Source organism: Acaryochloris thomasi RCC1774, from assembly GCF_003231495.1.
GTDB lineage: Bacteria > Cyanobacteriota > Cyanobacteriia > Thermosynechococcales > Thermosynechococcaceae > RCC1774.
On the sequence record NZ_PQWO01000014.1, the window covers coordinates 48,253 to 68,666 of the forward strand.

A 20,414-nucleotide genomic window follows, 5' to 3' on the forward strand; every position below is an offset into this window, starting at 1 on the left:
ACTTCGCCTAGGTTATCACTATTGACTGGTGCTATTAGGGGCGGTTTCGCTAAAAGTTTGGTTCGGGTTCCCTCACAAGAATGTAGAAAAATCACCGTTTTATATGGCTCGTGGCACAGACCGATTCAGGTTATGGGTTAAAGAACGGTGAATAATATGGGCATGCTGAAAGAAATATCTCCAACCCTGAGTCATTTCCACCAATCAGGACATATAAAATAGCAGGCGTAGATCTGTTGCGATCGCAGCCTCTTCTAAGCCTTCATCAAAGATCTCCTACCCTCTGTACGATATGGTCAACTCACCTTCCCAACGTAGAGCCCTCATTACCCGGCAGAATTTTTCGCCCTTTGGGAACAAGTTGATTGCCAAGGGCTATATCGATCAGGATCAGCTCCGCGAGGCCACCGTCGAAAGCCGTCAGTCAGGCCGATCTCTGGTCGAAGTTTTACAGGGTATGACAGGTCAAGCCCTGCCCCCTGAACTACTCCGTCAGTTCAAGCGCCAGCAGCTCTTTGAACTTAAGATTCTCTATGGTATTGACTCTCTCGATCCAGAGATCAACCAGATTCCAACCGATCAGGTTGGCGAACTAATTGACACGCTGATTCCCCTTGAGCTTTGCCGCCGCTGCCAGCTGGTGCCGCTGATGCTGAACCGGGAATCAACGCCACCCGCACTGCTGGTGGCCATGGTGGATCCCGATAACTTAAGAGCTTTAGACGACCTAGGGCGTATTCTACGTCCCCAGGGCATTAACCTTCAGCGGATGGTGGTTGCGGTTGAAGACTACCAGCAACTGATTGCCAAGTATCTGGATAAACAGGTAGAGCAGCAGGGCCAAGCTCAGCAGGCTCTTGAGTTTGATCTAGAAGACGATCTCGAAGCCATCATGGGGCTTGAGGAGGTTGCCGATGAGTTAGAAGCTGACCTTGGAGATGCGGTACAGGATGCAGGGACCGCGCCCATCATTGCCTTGGTGAATAAGATTTTAGCCAAAGCTCTACAAGAGGGCGTATCTGATATTCACATTGAGCCGCAAGAAGAGAGCCTCAGGGTTCGCTTTCGGAAAGATGGCGTTCTCATGCAGGCCTTTGACCACCTGCCCCGCAAAATTATTCCAGCCGTCATTTCTCGCTTTAAAATTATTGCCGAGCTAGATATCGCCGAACGACGCTTGCCGCAGGATGGTCGGATTCGACGCCTATTTCAGGGTCGCAAAATTGACTTCCGGGTTAGTACGCTACCGAGCCGATATGGTGAGAAGGTGGTGCTGCGAATTCTGGACAACTCCTCGACACAGTTGGGACTCGATAAGCTGATCTCAGATCCTGAGAGCCTCGACATTGTTCGGGATATGGTCAGTCGTCCCTTCGGACTCATCTTAGTAACCGGGCCAACCGGTTCAGGTAAAACAACAACGCTTTACTCTGCACTCGCTGAGTGTAACGACCCCGGCGTCAATATCAGCACGGCGGAAGACCCGATTGAATATACGCTCCCTGGTCTGACTCAGGTACAGGTTATCCGAGAAAAGGGTATGGATTTCGCCTCTATTTTGCGGGCTTTCCTCAGACAGGATCCAGATGTGATTCTGGTGGGTGAGACTCGGGACAAAGAAACGGCGAAAACGGCTATTGAGGCCGCTCTCACAGGTCACTTAGTTTTGACCACCCTACACACCAATGATGCAGCCAGTGCGATCGCGCGTCTTGCAGAAATGGATGTTGAACCCTTTATGGTCTCGGCTTCGCTGATTGGCGTCGTCGCCCAGCGACTGGTCCGCCGGGTTTGTTCCGACTGCAAGATTCCTTATCAGCCCAGTTCGCTGGAGCTGTCCCGCTTTGGACTCTCTGCCACCCAGGGCGCAGAAATCACTTTCTATCGTGCTAATACGCTATCAGCAGATGAGATTCAGGCTGCAGAAGCAACAAATCAGACCGTGTGCCAAACCTGTAAAGGCATCGGCTACAAAGGGCGATGTGGTGTTTACGAAGTGATGCAGGTGACCGAGACCCTTCAGGCCATGATTACCGAAGGGGCACCTACCGAACGCATCAAAGAAGTTGCGGTGGAAGAAGGGATGATTACCCTGCTGTCCTACAGTCTCAATCTTGTCAAAGGTGGTGAAACCACTCTGGAAGAGGTTGAGCGGGTTACCTTCACCGATAGCGGCTTGGAGGCCGAGCTGAAAGCCAAGCGCAAAACCTCACTTACCTGTCGGGTCTGCACCGCAGCTCTCAGACCGGAATGGCTGGACTGTCCTTTCTGTACGACCCCTCGGTTTGAAGAAGTGCCCGACGAGGCATCATCTGATTTGTAATTGTCTTGAAAATACTAAAGCTAAAAGGGATTGAGAAACGCTCATGGACTATATGATTGAAGACCTAATGGAAGAGGTTGTCGAGCGAGGCGGCTCTGACCTACACCTATCGGCGGGTTTGCCCCCCTACATGCGCGTCAACGGTAAGCTCGCGCCTGCCGAGTACGAGCCACTGACGGCAGAAATGTGCCAACGGCTGATCTTCAGCATGCTCAATAATACTCAGCGAAAGCAGCTTGAGCAAACCTGGGAACTAGACTGCTCCTACGGTGTTAGAGGTCTAGCTCGCTTCCGGGTTAACGTCTACAAAGACCGAGGTACCTATGCGGCCGCACTGAGAGCCTTGAGTTCGAAAATTCCCACCATTGAGACCCTGGGCCTGCCTAACATTGTGCGGGAGATGTCTGAGAAGCCACGTGGATTGGTACTTGTAACCGGTCCCACCGGCTCAGGAAAGTCAACGACGCTAGCGTCAATGATCAACAACATTAATTTGACGCGGGCTGAGCATATTTTGACGGTGGAAGACCCGATTGAATTTGTCTATGAACCGCTCAAAAGCATGATTCACCAGCGTCAAGTGGGTGAAGATACTAAAAGTTTTGCCAATGCACTGCGGGCCGCGCTCCGGGAAGATCCCGATGTCATTCTAGTGGGTGAGATGCGGGACTTAGAAACGATTCAGCTTGCCATCTCAGCGGCGGAAACGGGGCACCTGGTCTTCGGTACCTTGCACACCAGCTCAGCAGCCCAGACCGTTGACCGCATGGTCGATGTGTTCCCGCCAGAGCAGCAAATGCAGGTTCGGGTGCAGCTCTCTAACTCTCTAGTCTCTGTCTTTAGTCAGACTTTGGTCCCCCGCAAAAATGTCAAACCAGGTGAATTTGGTCGCGTGATGGCTCAGGAAATTATGGCCGTGACACCTGCGATCGCAAACCTGATTCGAGAAGGCAAAACCTCTCAGATTTATTCTGCCATTCAAACCGGCGGCAAGCTCGGGATGGTGACTTTGGAGAAAGTGCTAGCTGACCTTTATAAAGCGGGTACTATCTCTTTTGAGGCTGCTATGTCTAAGACGTCTCGCGCAGATGAGCTGCAGCGTCTGATTGGTTCGGCTCAGGTGGGCGGTCAGATGAATGGTGCTGCTGCAGGCCAACGCCGTCGATAGATTGTTCTTTCTCTTTGTTTATGTCCGCTTATTTGATTTCTAAAGAGGTGTAATATGCCCACCTATGTTGTGCGTGCGCGCAGTCCCCAAGGGAAAGCGAGTAAGCAGAAAATAAATGCCAACTCTCCCAAAGAAGCCCGCGCGAACCTACAGCAGCAGGGGCTTTACATCCTTGATGTTAAAGAGGCAGAAGGCTTTAGCCTCAATGGCGATCTTGATCTCAGCTTCCTCAACAACATTACGGTCAAAGATAAGGCGCTGTTCTCTCGTCAGTTTGCGGCCCTTGTTAATGCTGGTGTTGCCCTGGTCCGTGGCTTGGGCGTCATGTCTGAGCAGTGCAAAAATCCTAAGCTTAAGAAGGCGCTGCTCGACGTCAACGCCGATGTACAGCAGGGTGTGAGTCTTTCGGATGCGATGCGATCGCATCCTGAAGCCTTCGACGAACTTTACGTCGCCATGATTCAAGCGGGCGAGATGGGGGGAGTCCTAGATGAAGTTCTTAACCGCCTATCGAAGCTGCTTGAAGATTCAGCTCGACTCAACAACCAGATTAAATCGGCCCTCGCCTATCCCGTTGTGGTGACACTGATTGCCGTTGCCATCTTCTTTGGTATGGTGATCTTCCTGATCCCTATTTTTGACGGTATTTTCAAACAGCTCGGAGGCGAACTACCGGCCTTCACCCAGCTACTGGTCAACCTCAGTGAATTTCTCCGTAATCCTGCCTACCTTGTTCCTACTATTGTGGTCATCATTGGGATTGTATTTGGGATGCGTCAGTACTACAAAACTCGCGCAGGACGAGAAACCATTGACCGGATTTCTCTCAAGGTTCCCCTCTTCGGTGACCTGATTCAGAAAACAGCCGTTGCGCGCTTCTGCCGCACCTTCGGTTCTCTCTCTCGCTCCGGCGTCCCGATACTGTCAGCGCTAGAAATTGTCCGCGATACCGCAGGCAACCAGATTATTGCCAACGCCGTTGACGAAGCCCGCCGTGAAATCCAAGGGGGCGGCATGCTTAGCCTCGCCCTCCAGAAAGAAAAGGTCTTTCCGGTGCTGGCCACGCAGATGATCAATGTCGGTGAAGAAACGGGTGAACTCGACAAAATGCTGATGAAGGTGGCTGACTTCTATGAGGATGAAGTTGAGCAAGCTGTTAAGGCCATGACCAGCGTTATCGAACCCTTGATGATTGTTGTTCTGGGTGGCATGGTCGGTTCTATTCTCGTCGCCATGTACTTACCCATGTTTAAGGTCTTCGATTTGGTGGGATAGCGGTTCGTATCTGTACAATAGCGGCAGCAATAGAGAGAATGGTTGTGTGAACCAAAAGCACTCTTCCGGCAATTCTAGCCCTGCTGCCTTGACTTACTACAAACTACTGGGCCTAAGCCCCACCGCCTCCGAGGACGATGTTCGGCGTGCCTATCGCCAGAAAAGCAAGCTGTATCATCCTGATACCACGGAGCTGCCGCTAGAGAAGGCCGCAGAACAGTTTCAAAAGCTGAAGGAAGCTTATACAACCCTCAGCAATGCTGAAGCTCGTCGCCACTACGATCGTCAGTTTCGTCCGCCCGTCCCGCGCCGGACGGCCGCTCCTGTTTCGCAGTCGGTCCATCTAAATGCTCAGCAGCGTCCGCTGTCGCCAGGTGAAGTCTTTGCCCTCTTCTTATTAGGCATTACATTCCTGGTCTGTCTGGTGCTCGCGCTAGTGGTGGGGACCGCTCAAAGTGAGAGCTGGAGGGCGGCACAGCGGTCTCCAGAATGGGCACAGCCGGTGATCGTTTGGTTCCAGCAGCAGACGACGGCCTCCGCCCCCAACTTATCTGAGGAAGCAGCCCGTCTCCCTCTAGAATAAGATCACGTCACTGCGACAGGACTCCAGTAAAGTAGATATGCCCCAGACTTCCCTTCCCGAAGCGGATACTCCGCTTTACAGCCATCCACTCCCCCAAATTGAGCAGTGGCTTAGAGATCAAGGCTGTACACAAGACTCAGAAGAGCTGGATCTTTGGCATTTGCAACATCCCCAATGGCGCGCCGAGCTAAGGCTAGATGTTGAAGAATTGTCTGTTGCCTATACGGGTGTTGAAGACGGCGAGCAGACGGTTCGTCGTACCTTCAAATATTCCTTCAGCCGCCGTGATATTGAAGATGCGGTGTTTGCCGGTCCCTAGACGTTGGGGCCAAGCACCAAGTCTAAAAAGCGTAAGGTCAAAACCCTTTAAATACGACCGAAGCGTCGATGCCGCTGCTGATAATTTTGTAGTGCCTGATGCAGCTCGGCACGGTCAAAGTCGGGCCACAGAGTATCGGTGACATACAGTTCAGCGTAGGCCACCTGCCACAGCAAAAAGTTGCTGACCCGCATCTCGCCGCTGGTACGAATCAACAGATCGGGGTCACAGATACCGGCGGTATAGAGATGGGACGCAAACAGAGATTCATCAATTTCTTCGACGGCTAATTTGCCTTGCTGCACCTGAGTCGCAATCTGGCGACAGGCCTGTAAAATCTCCCAGCGCCCGCCATAGTTGGTGGCAACAACAAACTGAATGCCTTTGTTAGCCTGGGTGGCGTCAACAGCTCGCTGGATTTCAGATTGGAGTGACGGGGGCAGTGCCTTGAGATCGCCAACGAAGCGAATCTGCACGCCTTCGGTCATCATTTCGTCGAGTTCGCGCCGCAGAACTCGCTCGAACAGAGTCATTAAAAAATCAACTTCCTCTAAGGGGCGTCCCCAGTTCTCAGTGGAAAAGGCATAGGCTGTAAGAGATTCAATACCCCAGTCTTTGCAGCAGCGCAGTAAAGACTTGAGCGTATCGACACCGCGACGGTGACCCATGATTCGAGGAAGTCCCCGCTGGTTCGCCCATCGCCCGTTTCCATCCATGATCACGGCAATGTGCCGAGGCAGCCTCTGGACATCGAGGTCAATGGGTAAATCCTGTAGGATGGGTTTCGAAATCATGTTTTCTTGCGAGAACCAGGAAAAGGAAGTCGGGGTAAGAGGGCGAGGCTTTTTTCCCGAAGTTGGCGTCGGATACCTCTGAGGCTAGGCGTGACGACCTCATCAACGGAGGGGTTGACTCGTGCTTCTAGTAATTCTTTCAGTTTACTGCTAGTTAAGGGCCGATTGAGCGTTCCTTGCTCGGCTAAAGAGATAGATCCTGTTTCTTCTGAAACCACGACACAAATGCAGTTCTCGACCCGCTCGGTGATGCCCATTGCGGCTCGGTGACGCGTCCCCAACTGCCGAGACGCGGTGCGCTCAGAAATGGGCAGAATCACCCCTGCGGCCACGATCCGCGCCCCCCGGATGAGGATAGCACCATCGTGGAGCAAAGTGGAGGTTTGAAAGATGGTTTGGATGAGTTCACGCGAGATTTCGGCGCTCAGGCGTATTCCAGGAACTGAGAAGTCCCGTTCATCAATGGGAATATCCTGCGTTTCTAAAATTAGAAGCGCACCGGTCCGGTTCTGAGACAGCTCTTTGACGGCATCGACAATTTCATCGAGAACGGTTTTTGGCCCCTGGACGCCTTGACGGGTCGGACGCAGCATATTGAGGATGTCGCCTCGTCCTAGCTGTTCTAGAAAGCGACGGGCCTCTGACTGCAGAATGACGGCCATTGCTACGGCAGAACCAATGACTAAATTACTGAGGACAAAGCTGAGCAGCGTCAACCCCAATCGATTACTGGCTGCGGCCGCTAGCATCAAAAAAATAAAACCCCGCACCATCCAGAGCGTGCGACGCTCTGCAATGACGAGCAAGACCATATAGGTGAGCGCTAGGACAAGGCCAACATCTAGCAAAAAGGTTAAGGACTCAGTCCAGTTCTGATTTGTCAGCCATGCTTGCAGCCCTTCCATTCCGGCGGTTTAACCCTTATCTCGGTCGGTTTTAGATCAGTCGTGGTTTACCCTTGCAGGCTTCCAGATCAGCAGCCTATGGGAAATGCTGTCTTGTTAAACGGGCTGCAGCCGTGAGGGCAGGCAATCGTGACGTATGAGGTCTTGAAATGTTTCCCGCTGCACAATTAGATTTGCTTCTCCGGCCTGGACTAGGACCGCTGCGGGTCGGGGCAGACGATTGTAGTTGGAGGCCATGCTGTAATTGTAGGCACCTGTCCCTAAGATTACGAGGATATCTCCAGGTTGGCTAGGGGGTAGAGCTGCATCTTTTAGGAGGATATCGCCAGATTCGCAGTGTTTTCCGGCAATTGTGACCGTTTCTGAGGCTGCTTCGGTCATGCGATTGGCAATTACGGGACTATAAAGCGACTGGTAGGTAATGGGGCGGGGATTATCTGACATGCCGCCATCGACGCTGAGATAGGTCCGCACGCCAGGAACCGTTTTTTGACTGCCCACGGTGTAGGCGGTGAGGCAGGCTGACCCAATTAAAGACCGTCCAGGTTCACACAGAAGCTTGGGGTAGGGAAGCTGCTTCGCTTGGCAGGCTTTGGCAATCCCTTCGCAAACAACTTGGGACCAGGTCAAGATACTGGGGGGATCGTCGGACTCGACGTAGCGAATGCCAAGGCCGCCGCCGACGTTGAGTTCTTGCATCGGCAACCCGGCCTGGTGAGCCTGCTCCAGCCAGCTAACGATCACGCTGGTGAGGTCTTGATGGGGCTGTAGCTCAAAGATTTGGGAGCCGATGTGGGCATGGAGTCCAACCCAGTTGATTTCGGAATGTTTTTGGGCAAAGGTGAGTAGGTCGCTGAATTGCCCAGGGTCAAAGCCAAACTTGCTGTCCAGGTGTCCGGTGCGAATGTATTCATGGGTATGGCATTCGATGCCGGGGGTCATGCGGAACATGACGCGGGGAGAATGTTCAGGCGCTAGTTCTTGAACGAGCTCAACGAGCAGGTCTAGCTCTAGCCAGTTATCAGCGATGATCGTGCAGTGGTTTGCGATCGCAAGCTTCAATTCATCCTGAGACTTGTTGTTGCCGTGCAGATAGAGCTTGGCCGAATCCACACCAGCCTGAAGTGCGGTGTACAGCTCGCCGCCGGAGACCACATCAATCCCTAGTCCCTCGCTGGCGACTAGGGCACAGATAGCAAGGCAATTCCAGGCCTTGGACGCGTAGAGAACCTGAGACTCGCCTGGGTAGAACTGCTCGAAGGCTTGTCGATATTGCTGACAGGCGACCCTCACCGTATGCTCATCAACAATATAAAGCGGCGACCCAAACTGTTTGACCAGATCAACCACGTCACAGTCACCGACGGTCAGCGTTCCCTGGTCAGAGGTCACTGCGGTCAAAGGAATGAGCTGCTGATTGGGAGATCTCTGCTCTGAAAGCACTGGGGAAGCTGGAGACTGACGGGTCTCAAGATTTTGCACGGATACCATAGGTTCTGAGGGAGCAAATTGAACGAACAACGAACGCCAGATAGCCAGGGACCCATACTTTCTGAAGCTCAATACTCTTAGTCTACAATCTGCTGGCCGTCCGCGTGGGGTGGAATACTCAACAAATGCAGCCAAAGAAATTTCTAAGATCGCCCCTCGGGTAAAGCGGGTGGTTTTGAGGCTGATGGTCGACCCATCGCATCACTCAAGGCCCCGATTAAATTATTGCGGGTCTTTGCATGGGCTTCTTGCTCTTGGACTAATGCCTTGGCAAGCCGATCGCGTTCAGCTTCCGCCTGGGTCAAGGCTGTTTGTAACGTTGCGGGCTGTTGGTTAGAGGGTGGCAGGGCTGGAGTTTTAGGCCGAAGCTGGCAGAGCTGCTGCACTTCAGCTCTCAGTTGCTGAATTGTTTTCTGTGCGATCGCGTATTCTTTTCGCCGCTGCTGTGCTTCAACCTCATAGCGATGTCGCCACTTATCGGCCTCAGACTGCCGTTGAGTCGATGGAAGATCTTCTGACACAGGAAAAATAGTTAGGTGAGTATACAACGTTAAATATACGGGGTTCAGACACCCAAGCAAACCTAAACCGCTGTTTGGGCCACCTTAACTTCGGGCTGCTGTGTTTGAGCCGGGTTCTGCATTGCGGCATTCAGCCGGTTGAGGGCGTTGATATAGGCCTGGGCTGACGCCACAATAATGTCAGTGTTGGCGGAGTGACCCGAGAAGATATGATTGCCCTGCTGCAGCCGAATCGTGACTTCACCAATCGCATCAATCCCCGCCGTCACTGACTGGACCGAAAACTCAATCAGTTGATTCGGAACGTTCACGACTCGATTAATGGCCTTGTAAACGGCATCCACGGGGCCAGTGCCCGTTGCGGCATCAGTCAGCTCCTCACCCTCAGGGGTTAACAGCGTTACGGTGGCTGTTGGGCACGCATGATCGCCACTGGAAACCTGTACTAGCTCTAGATGAAAGCCATCTAGTACCTGAGATTGCGTTTCATCCTTCACGATGGCTTCAATATCCCAGTCTGAAATCTCTTTTTTCTTGTCGGCTAAATCCTTAAACCGTAGAAATGCCCGATTAAGATCCTGCTCGGATAGCTCAAACCCAATCTCTCGTAGGCGTGTGCGGAATGCATTGCGCCCTGAGTGTTTGCCCAAAACAATCTGATTGTCCACTAGACCAATGGATTGAGCATCCATAATTTCATAGGTGAGCCGGTTCTTGAGCACTCCATCCTGGTGAATCCCAGACTCGTGGGCAAAGGCATTGGAGCCGACAATGGCTTTGTTCGGCTGCACCAGCATCCCTGTCAGGCTGGAAACTAGGCGAGAGGTCTTGTAGATCTGCTGCGTATCAATGTTCGTTAACGGCGCTTCAGACTCAGGTTCGCGACCCAAAAAAGGATTGTAGTACTGACGCCGCACGTGCATCGCCATCACGAGTTCTTCCAATGCCGCATTGCCTGCTCGCTCACCGATGCCGTTAATGGTGCATTCAAGCTGACGCGCGCCGTTCTTAACCGCTTCTAAAAAGCTGGCCACCGCTAGCCCTAAGTCATTGTGTCCATGAACAGAAATGACGGCCTGATCAATGTTAGGTACGTTGGCCTTAATGCCTGCAATTAATGCCCCGAACTCGCTAGGGGTGATGTAACCCACGGTGTCAGGAATGTTGACGGTAGTGGCACCCGATGCGATCGCATTCTCCAGCATTTCGTAGAGAAACTCCGGATCTGAACGTCCAGCATCTTCTGGCGAGAACTCCACATCATCTGTAAAGGTCTTCGCTAAAGCCACCATGTCAGATGCGATCGCAAGCACCTCAGATCGCGTTTTCTTCAGCTTATGCTTCAGATGGATATCGGAGGTGGCAATAAAGGTGTGAATACGCTTGTGAGCGGCAGGCTTCAACGCGGCGGCTGCCCGCTCGATATCTTGGCGCGTTGCGCGGGCTAGGCCACAAATCACGGGACCGTCTTCAGTGCCTACAACATCAGCGATCTGCTGCACGGCTTCAAAATCGCCGGGGCTAGCAAAGGGAAAACCGGCCTCAATGACATCAACGCCAAGGCGGGCAAGCTGTTTAGCAATGGTCAGCTTTTCGGCTACATTCAGCGTGGCCCCTGGTGACTGCTCGCCATCGCGGAGCGTCGTGTCAAAAATAAGGATGCGATCGACTTGATCAGGCTGAACTTTCATAACCTCTCCCGCGCTTGAGGAACCTATGGAAAAAGTAGGTACCTCCATTCTACTTAGATTTGAAGCTTTTCGATGGACGCCTTGCCGCTTTTCAGAGTGTTGCTCTCGATACTGAGCTATTTTGCCCGTGGAGAGATCTGGCAGCACCCCTGCAAGCCGCGCTCTGGTCCTCCTGTTCATGGCTGCACCTGAGGGGCTCTAAGCTCTATACCTTCAGACCGGGGATTGCCCTACAATCCATAGGAGTGACAAATGACCTTGCCAAAAATCATTGAGATCGATGGGGGAAATTGTCCGGCCCGCCCTTCTATAGTTATGCACTCCTATGCCCCGTCGCGACGATCTGCACAAAATCCTGCTCATCGGGTCTGGCCCCATCGTGATTGGCCAAGCCTGTGAGTTTGATTATTCTGGAACCCAAGCCTGCAAAGCTTTGCGGGATGAAGGTTATGAAGTGGTGTTGATTAATTCCAATCCCGCGACAATCATGACCGACCCCGATACGGCAGAGCGCACCTACATTGAGCCGCTAACGCCAGAACTCGTAGAGAAGGTGATTGCTCAGGAGCGGCCTGATGCGCTGCTGCCAACGATGGGAGGGCAAACCGCTCTTAACTTAGCCGTGACTCTGGCGAAGAAAGGGGTGCTGGACCAATACGGAGTTGAACTGATTGGAGCCAAGCTACCTGCCATTGAGATGGCTGAAGACCGCAGGCTGTTTAAAGAGGCGATGGAGCGCGTCAACTTGGGCGTCTGTCCGTCAGGTCTGGCAGAGACTATGGCCGAGGCGAAAGAGATTGCCCAGCAGATTGGCACCTATCCGCTGATTGTGCGTCCGGCTTATACCCTGGGTGGGACGGGGGGGGGGATTGCCTATAACCAAGAAGAATATGAGGTGATTGCTCAATCAGGACTTGACGCTAGCCCTGTATCACAGATCCTCGTCGAGAAATCTCTAATTGGCTGGAAGGAGTATGAGCTAGAGGTCATGCGGGATCTCGCGGACAATGTCGTGATCATTTGTTCGATTGAAAATATTGACCCGATGGGCATTCATACAGGGGACTCGATTACGGTGGCTCCCGCCCAAACACTCACGGATAAGGAATACCAGCGGTTGCGAGATGCCTCAATCAAGATCATTCGTGAAATTGGGGTTGAAACGGGCGGCTCTAATATCCAGTTTGCCGTTAATCCTGATAATGGCCAAGTCGTTGTTATTGAGATGAACCCTCGGGTGTCTCGCTCTTCAGCGCTGGCATCAAAGGCAACGGGGTTCCCGATCGCAAAGTTTGCGGCCAAGTTAGCAGTGGGCTACACCCTCAACGAAATCCCCAACGATATTACTGAAAAGACGCCAGCTAGTTTTGAACCCACCATTGACTACGTGGTCACGAAGATCCCTCGGTTTGCCTTCGAGAAGTTCCCGGGGTCTCAGGCTGTGCTGACCACCCAGATGAAGTCGGTGGGCGAGGCGATGGCAATTGGCCGCACCTTCCAAGAGTCGTTTCAAAAGGCCTTGCGCTCTTTAGAAACAGGACGGTTTGGCTGGGGGTGTGACGGTCAAGATTCCACCAACGGACGTAAGGATATGCTTCCTAGTCTGGAGCAAATTCGCGGCGGTCTACGAACCCCCAACCCAGAGCGCATCTATACGGTTCGTCATGCCCTTCTGATGAAAATGTCAGTGGAGGAAATCTATGAGATTACGGGTATTGATCCTTGGTTTCTATGGCAGTTTCAAGATTTACTCAGCACCTCAAAGCTTCTCAAAAGGACTCCTTTAGAGGAGCTGAATACAGAGCAACTGTGGCAGATTAAGCGTCAGGGATTTAGCGACTACCAAATTGCCTACGCTACGCGAACCACTGAGGATCAGGTGCGAGAGCATCGGAAGGGTATGGGGGTTGTGCCTGCCTATAAAACAGTAGACACCTGCGCGGCAGAATTTGAGGCCTATACTCCTTATTACTATTCCACCTACGAATATGAATCTGAGGTGCTGCCTTCAGATCGACGGAAGGTGATGATTCTGGGGTCTGGTCCGAATCGTATTGGTCAAGGTATTGAGTTTGACTACTGCTGCTGTCATGCTTCCTATGCGCTACGGGATGATGGATTTGAGACCATTATGGTGAACTCCAATCCCGAAACGGTTTCAACGGATTATGACACTAGCGATCGCCTTTACTTCGAGCCACTGACCAAAGAAGACGTGCTCAATATCATCGAAGCGGAACAGCCTGAAGGGATCATTATTCAGTTCGGGGGTCAGACGCCGCTGAAGCTGGCGGTGCCGTTGCAAGAGTATTTGCAAGATCACCCGGCCACTAAAATCTGGGGCACCTCTCCCGACTCGATCGATATGGCTGAAGATCGGGAGCGGTTTGAGCAGGCTTTGCGGGAGCTAGAGATTCCCCAGCCCGACAATGGCATGGCCCGCAGCAGTCGAGAAGCAAAGAAAATTGCCCAGCGGATTGAGTATCCGGTGGTGGTGCGCCCTAGCTATGTATTGGGCGGGCGAGCTATGGAGATTGTCTACTCTGATGCAGAGTTAGAGCACTACATGACCTATGCGGTGCAGGTGGAGCCAGATCACCCGATTTTGATCGATAAGTTCTTAGAAAATGCGATTGAAATTGATGTAGATGCGATCGCAGATCACCACGGCAATGTCGTCATCGGCGGCATCATGGAACACATTGAGGAAGCGGGAATTCACTCCGGTGATTCCGCCTGTTCTATCCCAACAATTTCTCTCAGTGACGAAGCCCTTAACACTATTCGTACCTGGACGATCAAGCTAGCCCAAAAGCTCAAGGTTGTGGGCCTGATGAACCTACAGATTGCGATCAAGGGAGAGCAGCTTTACATCATCGAAGCTAATCCTCGGGCGTCGCGCACTGTGCCCTTTGTCTCTAAAGCAATTGGCCGACCGCTAGCTCAGATTGCCTCTCGACTGATGGCAGGGCAAACGCTAGCGGAGTTGGGGATCACCTCAGAGCGTATCCCTGAATATATCTCGGTCAAAGAAGCCGTACTGCCGTTTGCCAAGTTTCCGGGCACCGACACCATCCTGGGACCAGAAATGCGGTCTACAGGCGAAGCAATGGGGATGGATCGAGAGTTTGGTAAGGCCTACGCGAAGTCACAGCTCTCTGCGAATCAGACGATGCCTCTCGAGGGAACGGTGTTTGTTTCGATGAGCGATCGCGATAAACAAGCCGTGGTTCCCATCGTTAAAGAACTGATTAGCCTTGGATTCAAAGTGGTCGCGACTTCAGGAACGCAGCAGGTACTGCAGGCCCACGATATTGAGGTTGAGCAGGTTTACAAGCTCCATGAAGGCCGTCCCCATGTGCTGGACTGGATTAAAAATCAGCAGGTCCAACTGATTTTGAATACGCCGACCGGCAGCGAAGCCCACGTTGATGGTCGTAAAATCCGGCGAGCAGCATTGACCTATAAGGTACCGATTGTCACAACAATCTCAGGCGCGAGAGCAACCGCTGCGGCGATTCGGGCGCTGCAGTCAGAGCCGATGGACGTCAAAGCACTCCAGGACTACCACGCTAGCTTTGCTTAGGTCATAAGCCTCGCTTCACCCGATTTTAGCCATTAGCAAGCTGAAGCCCGGTAATTCTGGGTCACCATTGACTTGACTAGGGTTCTCAATAATCTGAGGCGATTGGTGGGGACGATAGATATGAACGGTACGATTTTTACGATCGATTAACCAGCCCAATAAAACGCCATTGCTGATATATTCCTGCATCTTGGCCTGCAGCTCGCTCAATGTATCGCTGGTGGACCGTAATTCAATAACGCAATCAGGACAAATCGGGGCAAAGGAAGCTTTTTCATTCTCCGTTAGCCGATTCCACCGCTCTGATTTAATCCAGGAGGCGTCAGGAGATCGCGTCGCTCCAGAACGAGGCCGTCGACGCGATCTCCAGCTCGTTCTGGTAATGGGTGACCTCCAACACAATTTTGGAGCGGCATGGTAGAGCGCGGGCACATACCGCAGCATCTAAATTAGGCTGGTTTGATGCCCAAGAAGGTTTGAGAGATCAGGGTTATGCTGAAAGAGGCTGGTTTTCTTTCTCGGTCTGGAAAGAGATCGCACAGCAACTGGAAACATCCTCAGCTTTCTCAAGTGATTATGGTGGCCTTTTAAAGATGGAGATGACGCTCCTCGCTATTTAGAACGCAAAGTATTAAAAGCGCTCAAGCAATTGGAGAATTTGTCAGATGACTCAGACTAGGTATCGAATGGTCATTGAATGGGCAGCAGACGATCAATCTCAAGAGCATCACCAATCCTGAGCGTCAACGAGGGATAAGACCTATGTCTCATTCAATTCAGTGCAGTTGCGGCAAACTCAAAGGCACACTCAACCCCAACGGTGATGTAAATAGATGTGTGTGCTACTGTGCCGATTGCCAAGCCTTTGCTCGTTTTCTCAAAAAAGAGAACGAAACACTCGATGAAAGGGGAGGAACCACCATCATTCAGACCCTTCCCGCACATGTCGCATTTACCGAAGGTATGGAATACCTGAGCTGTATGTGTCTTACGTCGAATGGTTTGCTGCGGTGGTATGCAGCTTGCTGTCATACGCCGATTGGGAATACTCCTCCCAACCTCAATATGTCCTTTGTGGGTTTAATTCATACCTGCTTGAATTCAGATCAAAGTTCGCTAGATGAAGCGTTTGGATCTGCATGTATGCACGTCAACACCAAACATGCGATCGGGGAAGATAAGCCAAAACCGACAGGAGTTTTGTTTGGCACATTCCGTATCCTCGGCATGATGCTCAAAGCTCGCTTTGATGGTAGCTACAAACGTACTCCATTCTTTGTAGTAGGGTCTGGTACTCCTATATCTATGCCGAAAGTACTGAGTGACCAAGAGCTTGAAGACGTAATGCCTGTTGCATAGCAAGCGTCCGTATATAGACCAGAGCATCTGCAATATCTACATCAGGCTGGTTTTGTTCCACAGAGATATGGAGAAATCAGAGTTGTATTGAAAGAGAGTGGAGTTCTTGACCTAGGAAGAGAGCACAGAACAACTGAAGATTCGCCCAAGATAAAAGCCGGAAATTCTCTAGAATGGTGAGACTAACCCGTCCATCAGGAGCATTGCTGTGGAGTCCCGTTACACCCCCGTTGAGATTGAAGCCAAGTGGCAAAAAGCCTGGGCCGAACAAAATCTCGACACCACCCCCGATGATTCCAGTAAGCCTAAGTTTTACGCTCTATCGATGTTTCCTTACCCCTCTGGGAGCCTGCACGTTGGCCATACCCGCAACTATGTAATCACTGATGTGATTGCTCGCCTAAAGCGGATGCAGGGCTATCGGGTTCTACAGCCAATGGGCTGGGATGCCTTTGGGTTGCCCGCGGAAAATGCTGCGATCGCAAGGAATACCCACCCCGCTACATGGACGTATAAAAACATCACTCAGATGAAGGAGCAGCTCCGACCCCTGGGGCTGTCCATCGACTGGGACCGAGAACTTGCCACCTGCTCTCCTGACTACTATCGCTGGACTCAGTGGATTTTTCTACAGTTCCTTGATTCGGGCCTCGCCTATCAAAAAGAAGCCGCCGTCAACTGGGATCCAGTTGATCAGACAGTTCTCGCCAATGAACAGGTGGATAATGAAGGCCGCTCATGGCGCTCAGGGGCAAAAGTCGAGCGAAAGCTGCTGCGTCAATGGTTCCTCAAGATTACCGACTACGCAGAAGAGCTGCTCGCGGATTTGGACAAGCTGACGGGCTGGCCAGAACGGGTCAAAACGATGCAGGCTAACTGGATTGGCAAATCCGTTGGAGCCTATCTAGAATTCTCGATTGTGGGCATGGACGAAAAAGTCGGAGTGTTCACGACCCGTCCCGATACGGTCTATGGCGTGACCTATGTGGTGTTAGCGCCCGAGCATCCCTTAACGCCTCAGGTGACAACGAAGGAGCGCCAGTCCGCTGTCGAAAAATTTATTGAAGAGGTCTCTAACGAAAGCGAACTAGAGCGAACGGCAGAAGACAAACCCAAGCGTGGTATCCCGACGGGCGGCAAGGCGATTAATCCCTTCACGGGGGCAGAGATTCCGATCTTAATTGCGGACTATGTTCTCTACGAATACGGGACCGGAGCGGTGATGGGCGTCCCGGCCCACGACACCCGCGACTTTGTCTTTGCTCAGCAAAATGACTTGCCGATCAAAACTGTGATTATCCCAAAGGGAGGCGATGCTGATGCAGAGTTGACGGAAGCCTATACAGAGTCTGGAGAGATGGTAAACTCCGACTCCTTTGATGGAACGCCTTCAGTCAAGGGTAAAGAGAAAATCATTGCTAAAGCAGAAAAAGAGGGGACTGGAAAAGCCCGTGTTCAGTATCGTTTGCGTGACTGGTTGATTTCTCGCCAGCGCTATTGGGGCGTCCCGATCCCTGTGATTCACTGCGATGCGTGTGGTGCAGTGCCGGTGCCTGAACAAGATTTGCCGGTGGAGCTGCCTGAAGATGTCACTTTCTCTGCCCAAGGCGGATCGCCGCTGGCCAAGCTGGAGAGCTGGGTGAATGTTCCCTGCCCAACCTGCGGCAAAGACGCCAAGCGGGAAACCGACACGATGGATACTTTTATTGATTCGTCTTGGTATTTTCTCCGCTACACCGATGCTAAAAATGATCAGCAGGTGTTCGATCCAGCTAAAGTTAATGACTGGATGCCGGTGGATCAGTATGTCGGTGGAATTGAGCATGCGATTTTGCACCTGCTTTATTCGAGGTTCTTTACTAAAGTTTTGCGCGATCGCAAACTCCTGAATTTCGATGAACCGTTTCAAAAGCTGCTGACGCAGGGCATGGTGCAGGCATCGGCGTATAAAAATCCCAAAACCGAGAAATATGTCGCCCCTAGCGATATTGCTGATCTCGATAATCCTCAAGATCCAGAAACGGGAGAATCGCTGGAGGTCTTCTATGAAAAGATGTCCAAGTCAAAGTACAACGGCGTCCCACCAGAAGAAGTGACGAGCAAGTATGGGGCCGATACCGCTCGCTTGTTTACCTTATTTAAGGCACCCCCCGAAAAAGATCTGGAGTGGGAAGGGGCCGACGTCGAAGGTCAGTTCCGCTTTTTGAATCGCGTGTGGCGTTTGGTGCATGAGTACGCCGACCAGGCTAACCACAAGCAACAGAGCGTTGATGCGGCCAAACTCTCTAAGCCTGAGAAAGAACTTCGGCGAGCTGTTCATACGGCTATTCAAGAGACCAGCGAAGACCTTGACGGTGACTATCAGTTCAATACTGCTGTTTCAGAGTTGATGAAGCTCAGTAACGCCCTCGGCAATGCTGATGATAAAACCTCCTCTGTCTACGGAGAAGGGATTAAAACATTGCTACTGCTCTTAGCGCCCTTTGCTCCCCACATTGCCGAAGAACTGTGGCAAATGTTAGGGCACGCAGACTCAATTTTGTTTCAGTCTTGGCCGCAAATTGATCAGGAGGCGTTGGTTGCCGATGAGATCACCCTCGTCATTCAGATTATGGGCAAAACCCGAGGCACGATTGAGGTACCGGCCAGTTCGACTAAAGCAGAGCTAGAGCAGTATGCCCGTGACTCTGAAGTGGGCCAGCGTTATTTAGAAGGAGAAATGGTCAAAAAAGTCATCGTAGTACCGGGGAAGCTAATTAACTTTGTAGTGGCGAAATAGTCTGAAGATGCGATGGCAGTTAACGTCGCTTCTCTATTAGAGGCAGGCTGTTCGGAGGTTATCGCAATTCGGCGCAGGGAAAAACAATAAAAGTAATCCTTCGTGGGCCTCTTAAAAAGCCCTGTTACTTGTGTGATCTCGTTCCCTGAGTCAACGCGTGAAACAAGACATCCTGCATTTTTCAAAGCATTCTTAATTGATCCAATATTGCCCCTTTCACAAAATGCCTATGCATAAACTAAACTTGTTCTAGTGCTAAGCTATCAGTTCTCCATCGTGAGACCCGATAGCTTGACTGTGTGGAGAAGCACTGCTTCAGCAGCCTTGTGAGTTTTAGTTACACTCGTTAGGTAGACGAACAAGCATATCCGTCATCGCTGTCGGTTCTGAGGCTGCACTGCACGACTGATATTGGGGTGCATTTGAGGTTTAACTTGCTAACAAAACTGTAAGGGTTCAATTGTATGGGTACCGCTAAAAAATGTCTGTTGACCGGAATTACGGGTCAAGACGGATCCTACCTCAGTGAATTGCTGCTTGAGAAAGGATATGAAGTCCACGGCATTCTCCGACGCACCTCAACGTTCAACACAGATCGCATCGATCATCTTTATGAAGATCCTCACAGTGAGTCCGCCAAGCTGTTTTTGCACTACGGTGACCTCTGCGATGGCACGACCCTACGACGCATCTTAGAAGAAGTACAGCCAACAGAGATCTATAACCTAGGGGCGCAATCCCACGTACGGGTTAGCTTCGATGCTCCTGAATATACGGTTGATTCTGTTGCGATGGGGACTCTGCGTTTGCTAGAGGCGGTTCGAGACTATCGCCATCGCACTGGCATCGACGTTCGCTATTACCAGGCTGGCTCTTCTGAGATGTTTGGCAAGGTTCAGGCTGTTCCTCAGTCAGAAACAACCCCCTTTTATCCTCGTAGTCCTTATGCCTGTGCCAAAGTTTACGGCCATTGGCAAACCATCAATTATCGTGAATCCTACGATATGTTTGCCTGCAACGGCATTCTTTTTAATCATGAGTCTCCTCGTCGAGGCGAAACCTTTGTGACTCGTAAAATTACGCGGGCCGTGGCGCGCATCGTCGCCGGAAAGCAGGACAAAATTTATATGGGTAACCTCGACTCGAAAAGGGATTGGGGCTATGCCAAAGACTACGTCCGGGCTATGTGGCTAATGCTGCAGCAAGATAAGCCTGATGACTACGTGGTGGCAACCGGTGAAACCCACTCCGTTGAAGAATTTCTAGAAGTTGCCTTTGGCTACGTCAATCTCAACTGGAGCGATTCAGTTGCGTTTGATGAGCGCTACGTACGTCCCGCAGAAGTTGATCTGCTCATTGGTGATCCCAGCAAGGCGAAAGAAAAGCTAGACTGGCAACCCACAATTTCTTTTAAAGAACTCGTTCACTTAATGGTTGATGCAGACCTAACAGCCTTAGGCTTGCCTTCACCTGACGGAGAAAAAGTGCAGTCGAAGACAAACGATAGAGCAACTGTTCGAAACGCTAATAGCGTCCATCTGTCTGTCTGAGCACTAATGGGAGCGGGGGGGACGGCCATTCGTGTATTGCCCTCCCTTTCTGTGTGGATAGATCTTGGAT

General features: G+C 51.6%; 15 protein-coding genes. 9 read left to right on the forward strand and 6 right to left on the reverse strand.

What is annotated here, in order from left to right; all coding sequences use genetic code 11:
* The first annotated feature begins 292 nt into the window (after positions 1-292).
* The 5 genes from C1752_RS19305 to C1752_RS19325 are packed head-to-tail and all read left to right on the forward strand — an operon-like array spanning position 293 to position 5,668.
* A complete protein-coding gene (locus tag C1752_RS19305) occupies positions 293-2,323 on the forward strand; it encodes a GspE/PulE family protein (RefSeq protein ID WP_110987698.1) in 2,031 nt (676 codons plus the stop codon).
* A 43-nt stretch (positions 2,324-2,366) separates the two neighbouring features.
* Positions 2,367-3,491 (forward strand): type IV pilus twitching motility protein PilT, encoded by a 1,125-nt coding sequence (locus C1752_RS19310; RefSeq protein ID WP_110987699.1) that lies wholly within the window; start codon positions 2,367-2,369, stop codon positions 3,489-3,491.
* Between the two features lie 54 nt (positions 3,492-3,545).
* Positions 3,546-4,766, forward strand: a complete 1,221-nt coding sequence (locus tag C1752_RS19315) for a type II secretion system F family protein (protein WP_110987700.1) — start codon at positions 3,546-3,548, stop codon at positions 4,764-4,766.
* 46 nt (positions 4,767-4,812) lie between these two features.
* Positions 4,813-5,349, forward strand: a complete 537-nt coding sequence (locus C1752_RS19320) for a J domain-containing protein (RefSeq protein WP_110987701.1) — start codon at positions 4,813-4,815, stop codon at positions 5,347-5,349.
* Between the two features lie 37 nt (positions 5,350-5,386).
* On the forward strand, positions 5,387-5,668 hold the full coding sequence (locus C1752_RS19325; RefSeq protein WP_110987702.1) for a DUF3143 domain-containing protein: 282 nt from the start codon (positions 5,387-5,389) through the stop codon (positions 5,666-5,668).
* Positions 5,669-5,715: 47 nt separating this feature from the next.
* On the opposite strand, the gene uppS is transcribed toward C1752_RS19325, so the two are convergent.
* The 5 genes from uppS to C1752_RS19350 all read right to left on the reverse strand — a co-directional run bounded on the left by uppS (position 5,716) and on the right by C1752_RS19350 (position 11,070).
* Positions 5,716-6,462, reverse strand: a complete 747-nt coding sequence (gene uppS / locus C1752_RS19330) for a polyprenyl diphosphate synthase (protein ID WP_110987703.1) — start codon at positions 6,460-6,462, stop codon at positions 5,716-5,718.
* A complete protein-coding gene (gene cdaA, locus C1752_RS19335; RefSeq protein ID WP_110987704.1) occupies positions 6,459-7,367 on the reverse strand; it encodes a diadenylate cyclase CdaA in 909 nt (302 codons plus the stop codon). Before cdaA ends, uppS begins: the two co-directional genes overlap by 4 nt.
* A 96-nt stretch (positions 7,368-7,463) precedes the next feature.
* The gene (lysA, locus tag C1752_RS19340) at positions 7,464-8,858 is read right to left on the reverse strand and encodes a diaminopimelate decarboxylase (protein WP_110987705.1); all 1,395 of its coding nucleotides are present in this window, start codon (positions 8,856-8,858) and stop codon (positions 7,464-7,466) included.
* A 143-nt stretch (positions 8,859-9,001) separates the two neighbouring features.
* On the reverse strand, positions 9,002-9,379 hold the full coding sequence (locus C1752_RS19345) for a hypothetical protein (protein ID WP_146242380.1): 378 nt from the start codon (positions 9,377-9,379) through the stop codon (positions 9,002-9,004).
* Between the two features lie 62 nt (positions 9,380-9,441).
* The gene (locus C1752_RS19350) at positions 9,442-11,070 is read right to left on the reverse strand and encodes a 2-isopropylmalate synthase (RefSeq protein WP_110987707.1); all 1,629 of its coding nucleotides are present in this window, start codon (positions 11,068-11,070) and stop codon (positions 9,442-9,444) included.
* A gap of 325 nt (positions 11,071-11,395) precedes the next feature.
* On the opposite strand from C1752_RS19350, the gene carB reads away from it, so the two are divergent.
* Positions 11,396-14,656 carry a carbamoyl-phosphate synthase large subunit gene (carB, locus tag C1752_RS19355; RefSeq protein ID WP_110987708.1) on the forward strand — a complete coding sequence of 1,087 codons (3,261 nt, stop codon included), beginning with the start codon at positions 11,396-11,398 and terminating at the stop codon, positions 14,654-14,656.
* A 15-nt stretch (positions 14,657-14,671) separates the two neighbouring features.
* Here the strand turns inward: carB and C1752_RS19360 are convergent, their stop codons facing one another.
* Positions 14,672-15,100, reverse strand: coding sequence for a Uma2 family endonuclease (locus C1752_RS19360; protein ID WP_110987709.1), 429 nt, complete (start codon positions 15,098-15,100; stop codon positions 14,672-14,674).
* 318 nt (positions 15,101-15,418) lie between these two features.
* On the opposite strand from C1752_RS19360, the gene C1752_RS19370 reads away from it, so the two are divergent.
* The 3 genes from C1752_RS19370 (at position 15,419) to gmd (ending at position 20,344) form a co-directional block, all read left to right on the forward strand.
* Positions 15,419-16,015 carry a DUF6151 family protein gene (locus C1752_RS19370; protein WP_199464455.1) on the forward strand — a complete coding sequence of 199 codons (597 nt, stop codon included), beginning with the start codon at positions 15,419-15,421 and terminating at the stop codon, positions 16,013-16,015.
* Positions 16,016-16,223: 208 nt separating this feature from the next.
* On the forward strand, positions 16,224-18,794 hold the full coding sequence (leuS, locus tag C1752_RS19375; RefSeq protein WP_110987710.1) for a leucine--tRNA ligase: 2,571 nt from the start codon (positions 16,224-16,226) through the stop codon (positions 18,792-18,794).
* 464 nt (positions 18,795-19,258) lie between these two features.
* Positions 19,259-20,344 carry a GDP-mannose 4,6-dehydratase gene (gene gmd / locus C1752_RS19380; protein WP_110987711.1) on the forward strand — a complete coding sequence of 362 codons (1,086 nt, stop codon included), beginning with the start codon at positions 19,259-19,261 and terminating at the stop codon, positions 20,342-20,344.
* Positions 20,345-20,414: the final 70 nt, after the last annotated feature.

What these genes read in the sequence shown, in the direction of transcription:
- C1752_RS19305 (WP_110987698.1), top strand. Translation starts at nt 293, where the DNA reads ATGGTCAACTCACCTTCCCAACGTAGAGCCCTCATTACCCGGCAGAAT.
- C1752_RS19310 (WP_110987699.1), top strand. Translation starts at nt 2,367, where the DNA reads ATGGACTATATGATTGAAGACCTAATGGAAGAGGTTGTCGAGCGAGGC.
- C1752_RS19315 (WP_110987700.1), top strand. Translation starts at nt 3,546, where the DNA reads ATGCCCACCTATGTTGTGCGTGCGCGCAGTCCCCAAGGGAAAGCGAGT.
- C1752_RS19325 (WP_110987702.1), top strand. Translation starts at nt 5,387, where the DNA reads ATGCCCCAGACTTCCCTTCCCGAAGCGGATACTCCGCTTTACAGCCAT.
- uppS (WP_110987703.1), bottom strand. Translation starts at nt 6,462, where the DNA reads ATGATTTCGAAACCCATCCTACAGGATTTACCCATTGACCTCGATGTC.
- cdaA (WP_110987704.1), bottom strand. Translation starts at nt 7,367, where the DNA reads ATGGAAGGGCTGCAAGCATGGCTGACAAATCAGAACTGGACTGAGTCC.
- lysA (WP_110987705.1), bottom strand. Translation starts at nt 8,858, where the DNA reads ATGGTATCCGTGCAAAATCTTGAGACCCGTCAGTCTCCAGCTTCCCCA.
- C1752_RS19350 (WP_110987707.1), bottom strand. Translation starts at nt 11,070, where the DNA reads ATGAAAGTTCAGCCTGATCAAGTCGATCGCATCCTTATTTTTGACACG.
- carB (WP_110987708.1), top strand. Translation starts at nt 11,396, where the DNA reads ATGCCCCGTCGCGACGATCTGCACAAAATCCTGCTCATCGGGTCTGGC.
- C1752_RS19360 (WP_110987709.1), bottom strand. Translation starts at nt 15,100, where the DNA reads ATGCTGCGGTATGTGCCCGCGCTCTACCATGCCGCTCCAAAATTGTGT.
- C1752_RS19370 (WP_199464455.1), top strand. Translation starts at nt 15,419, where the DNA reads ATGTCTCATTCAATTCAGTGCAGTTGCGGCAAACTCAAAGGCACACTC.
- gmd (WP_110987711.1), top strand. Translation starts at nt 19,259, where the DNA reads ATGGGTACCGCTAAAAAATGTCTGTTGACCGGAATTACGGGTCAAGAC.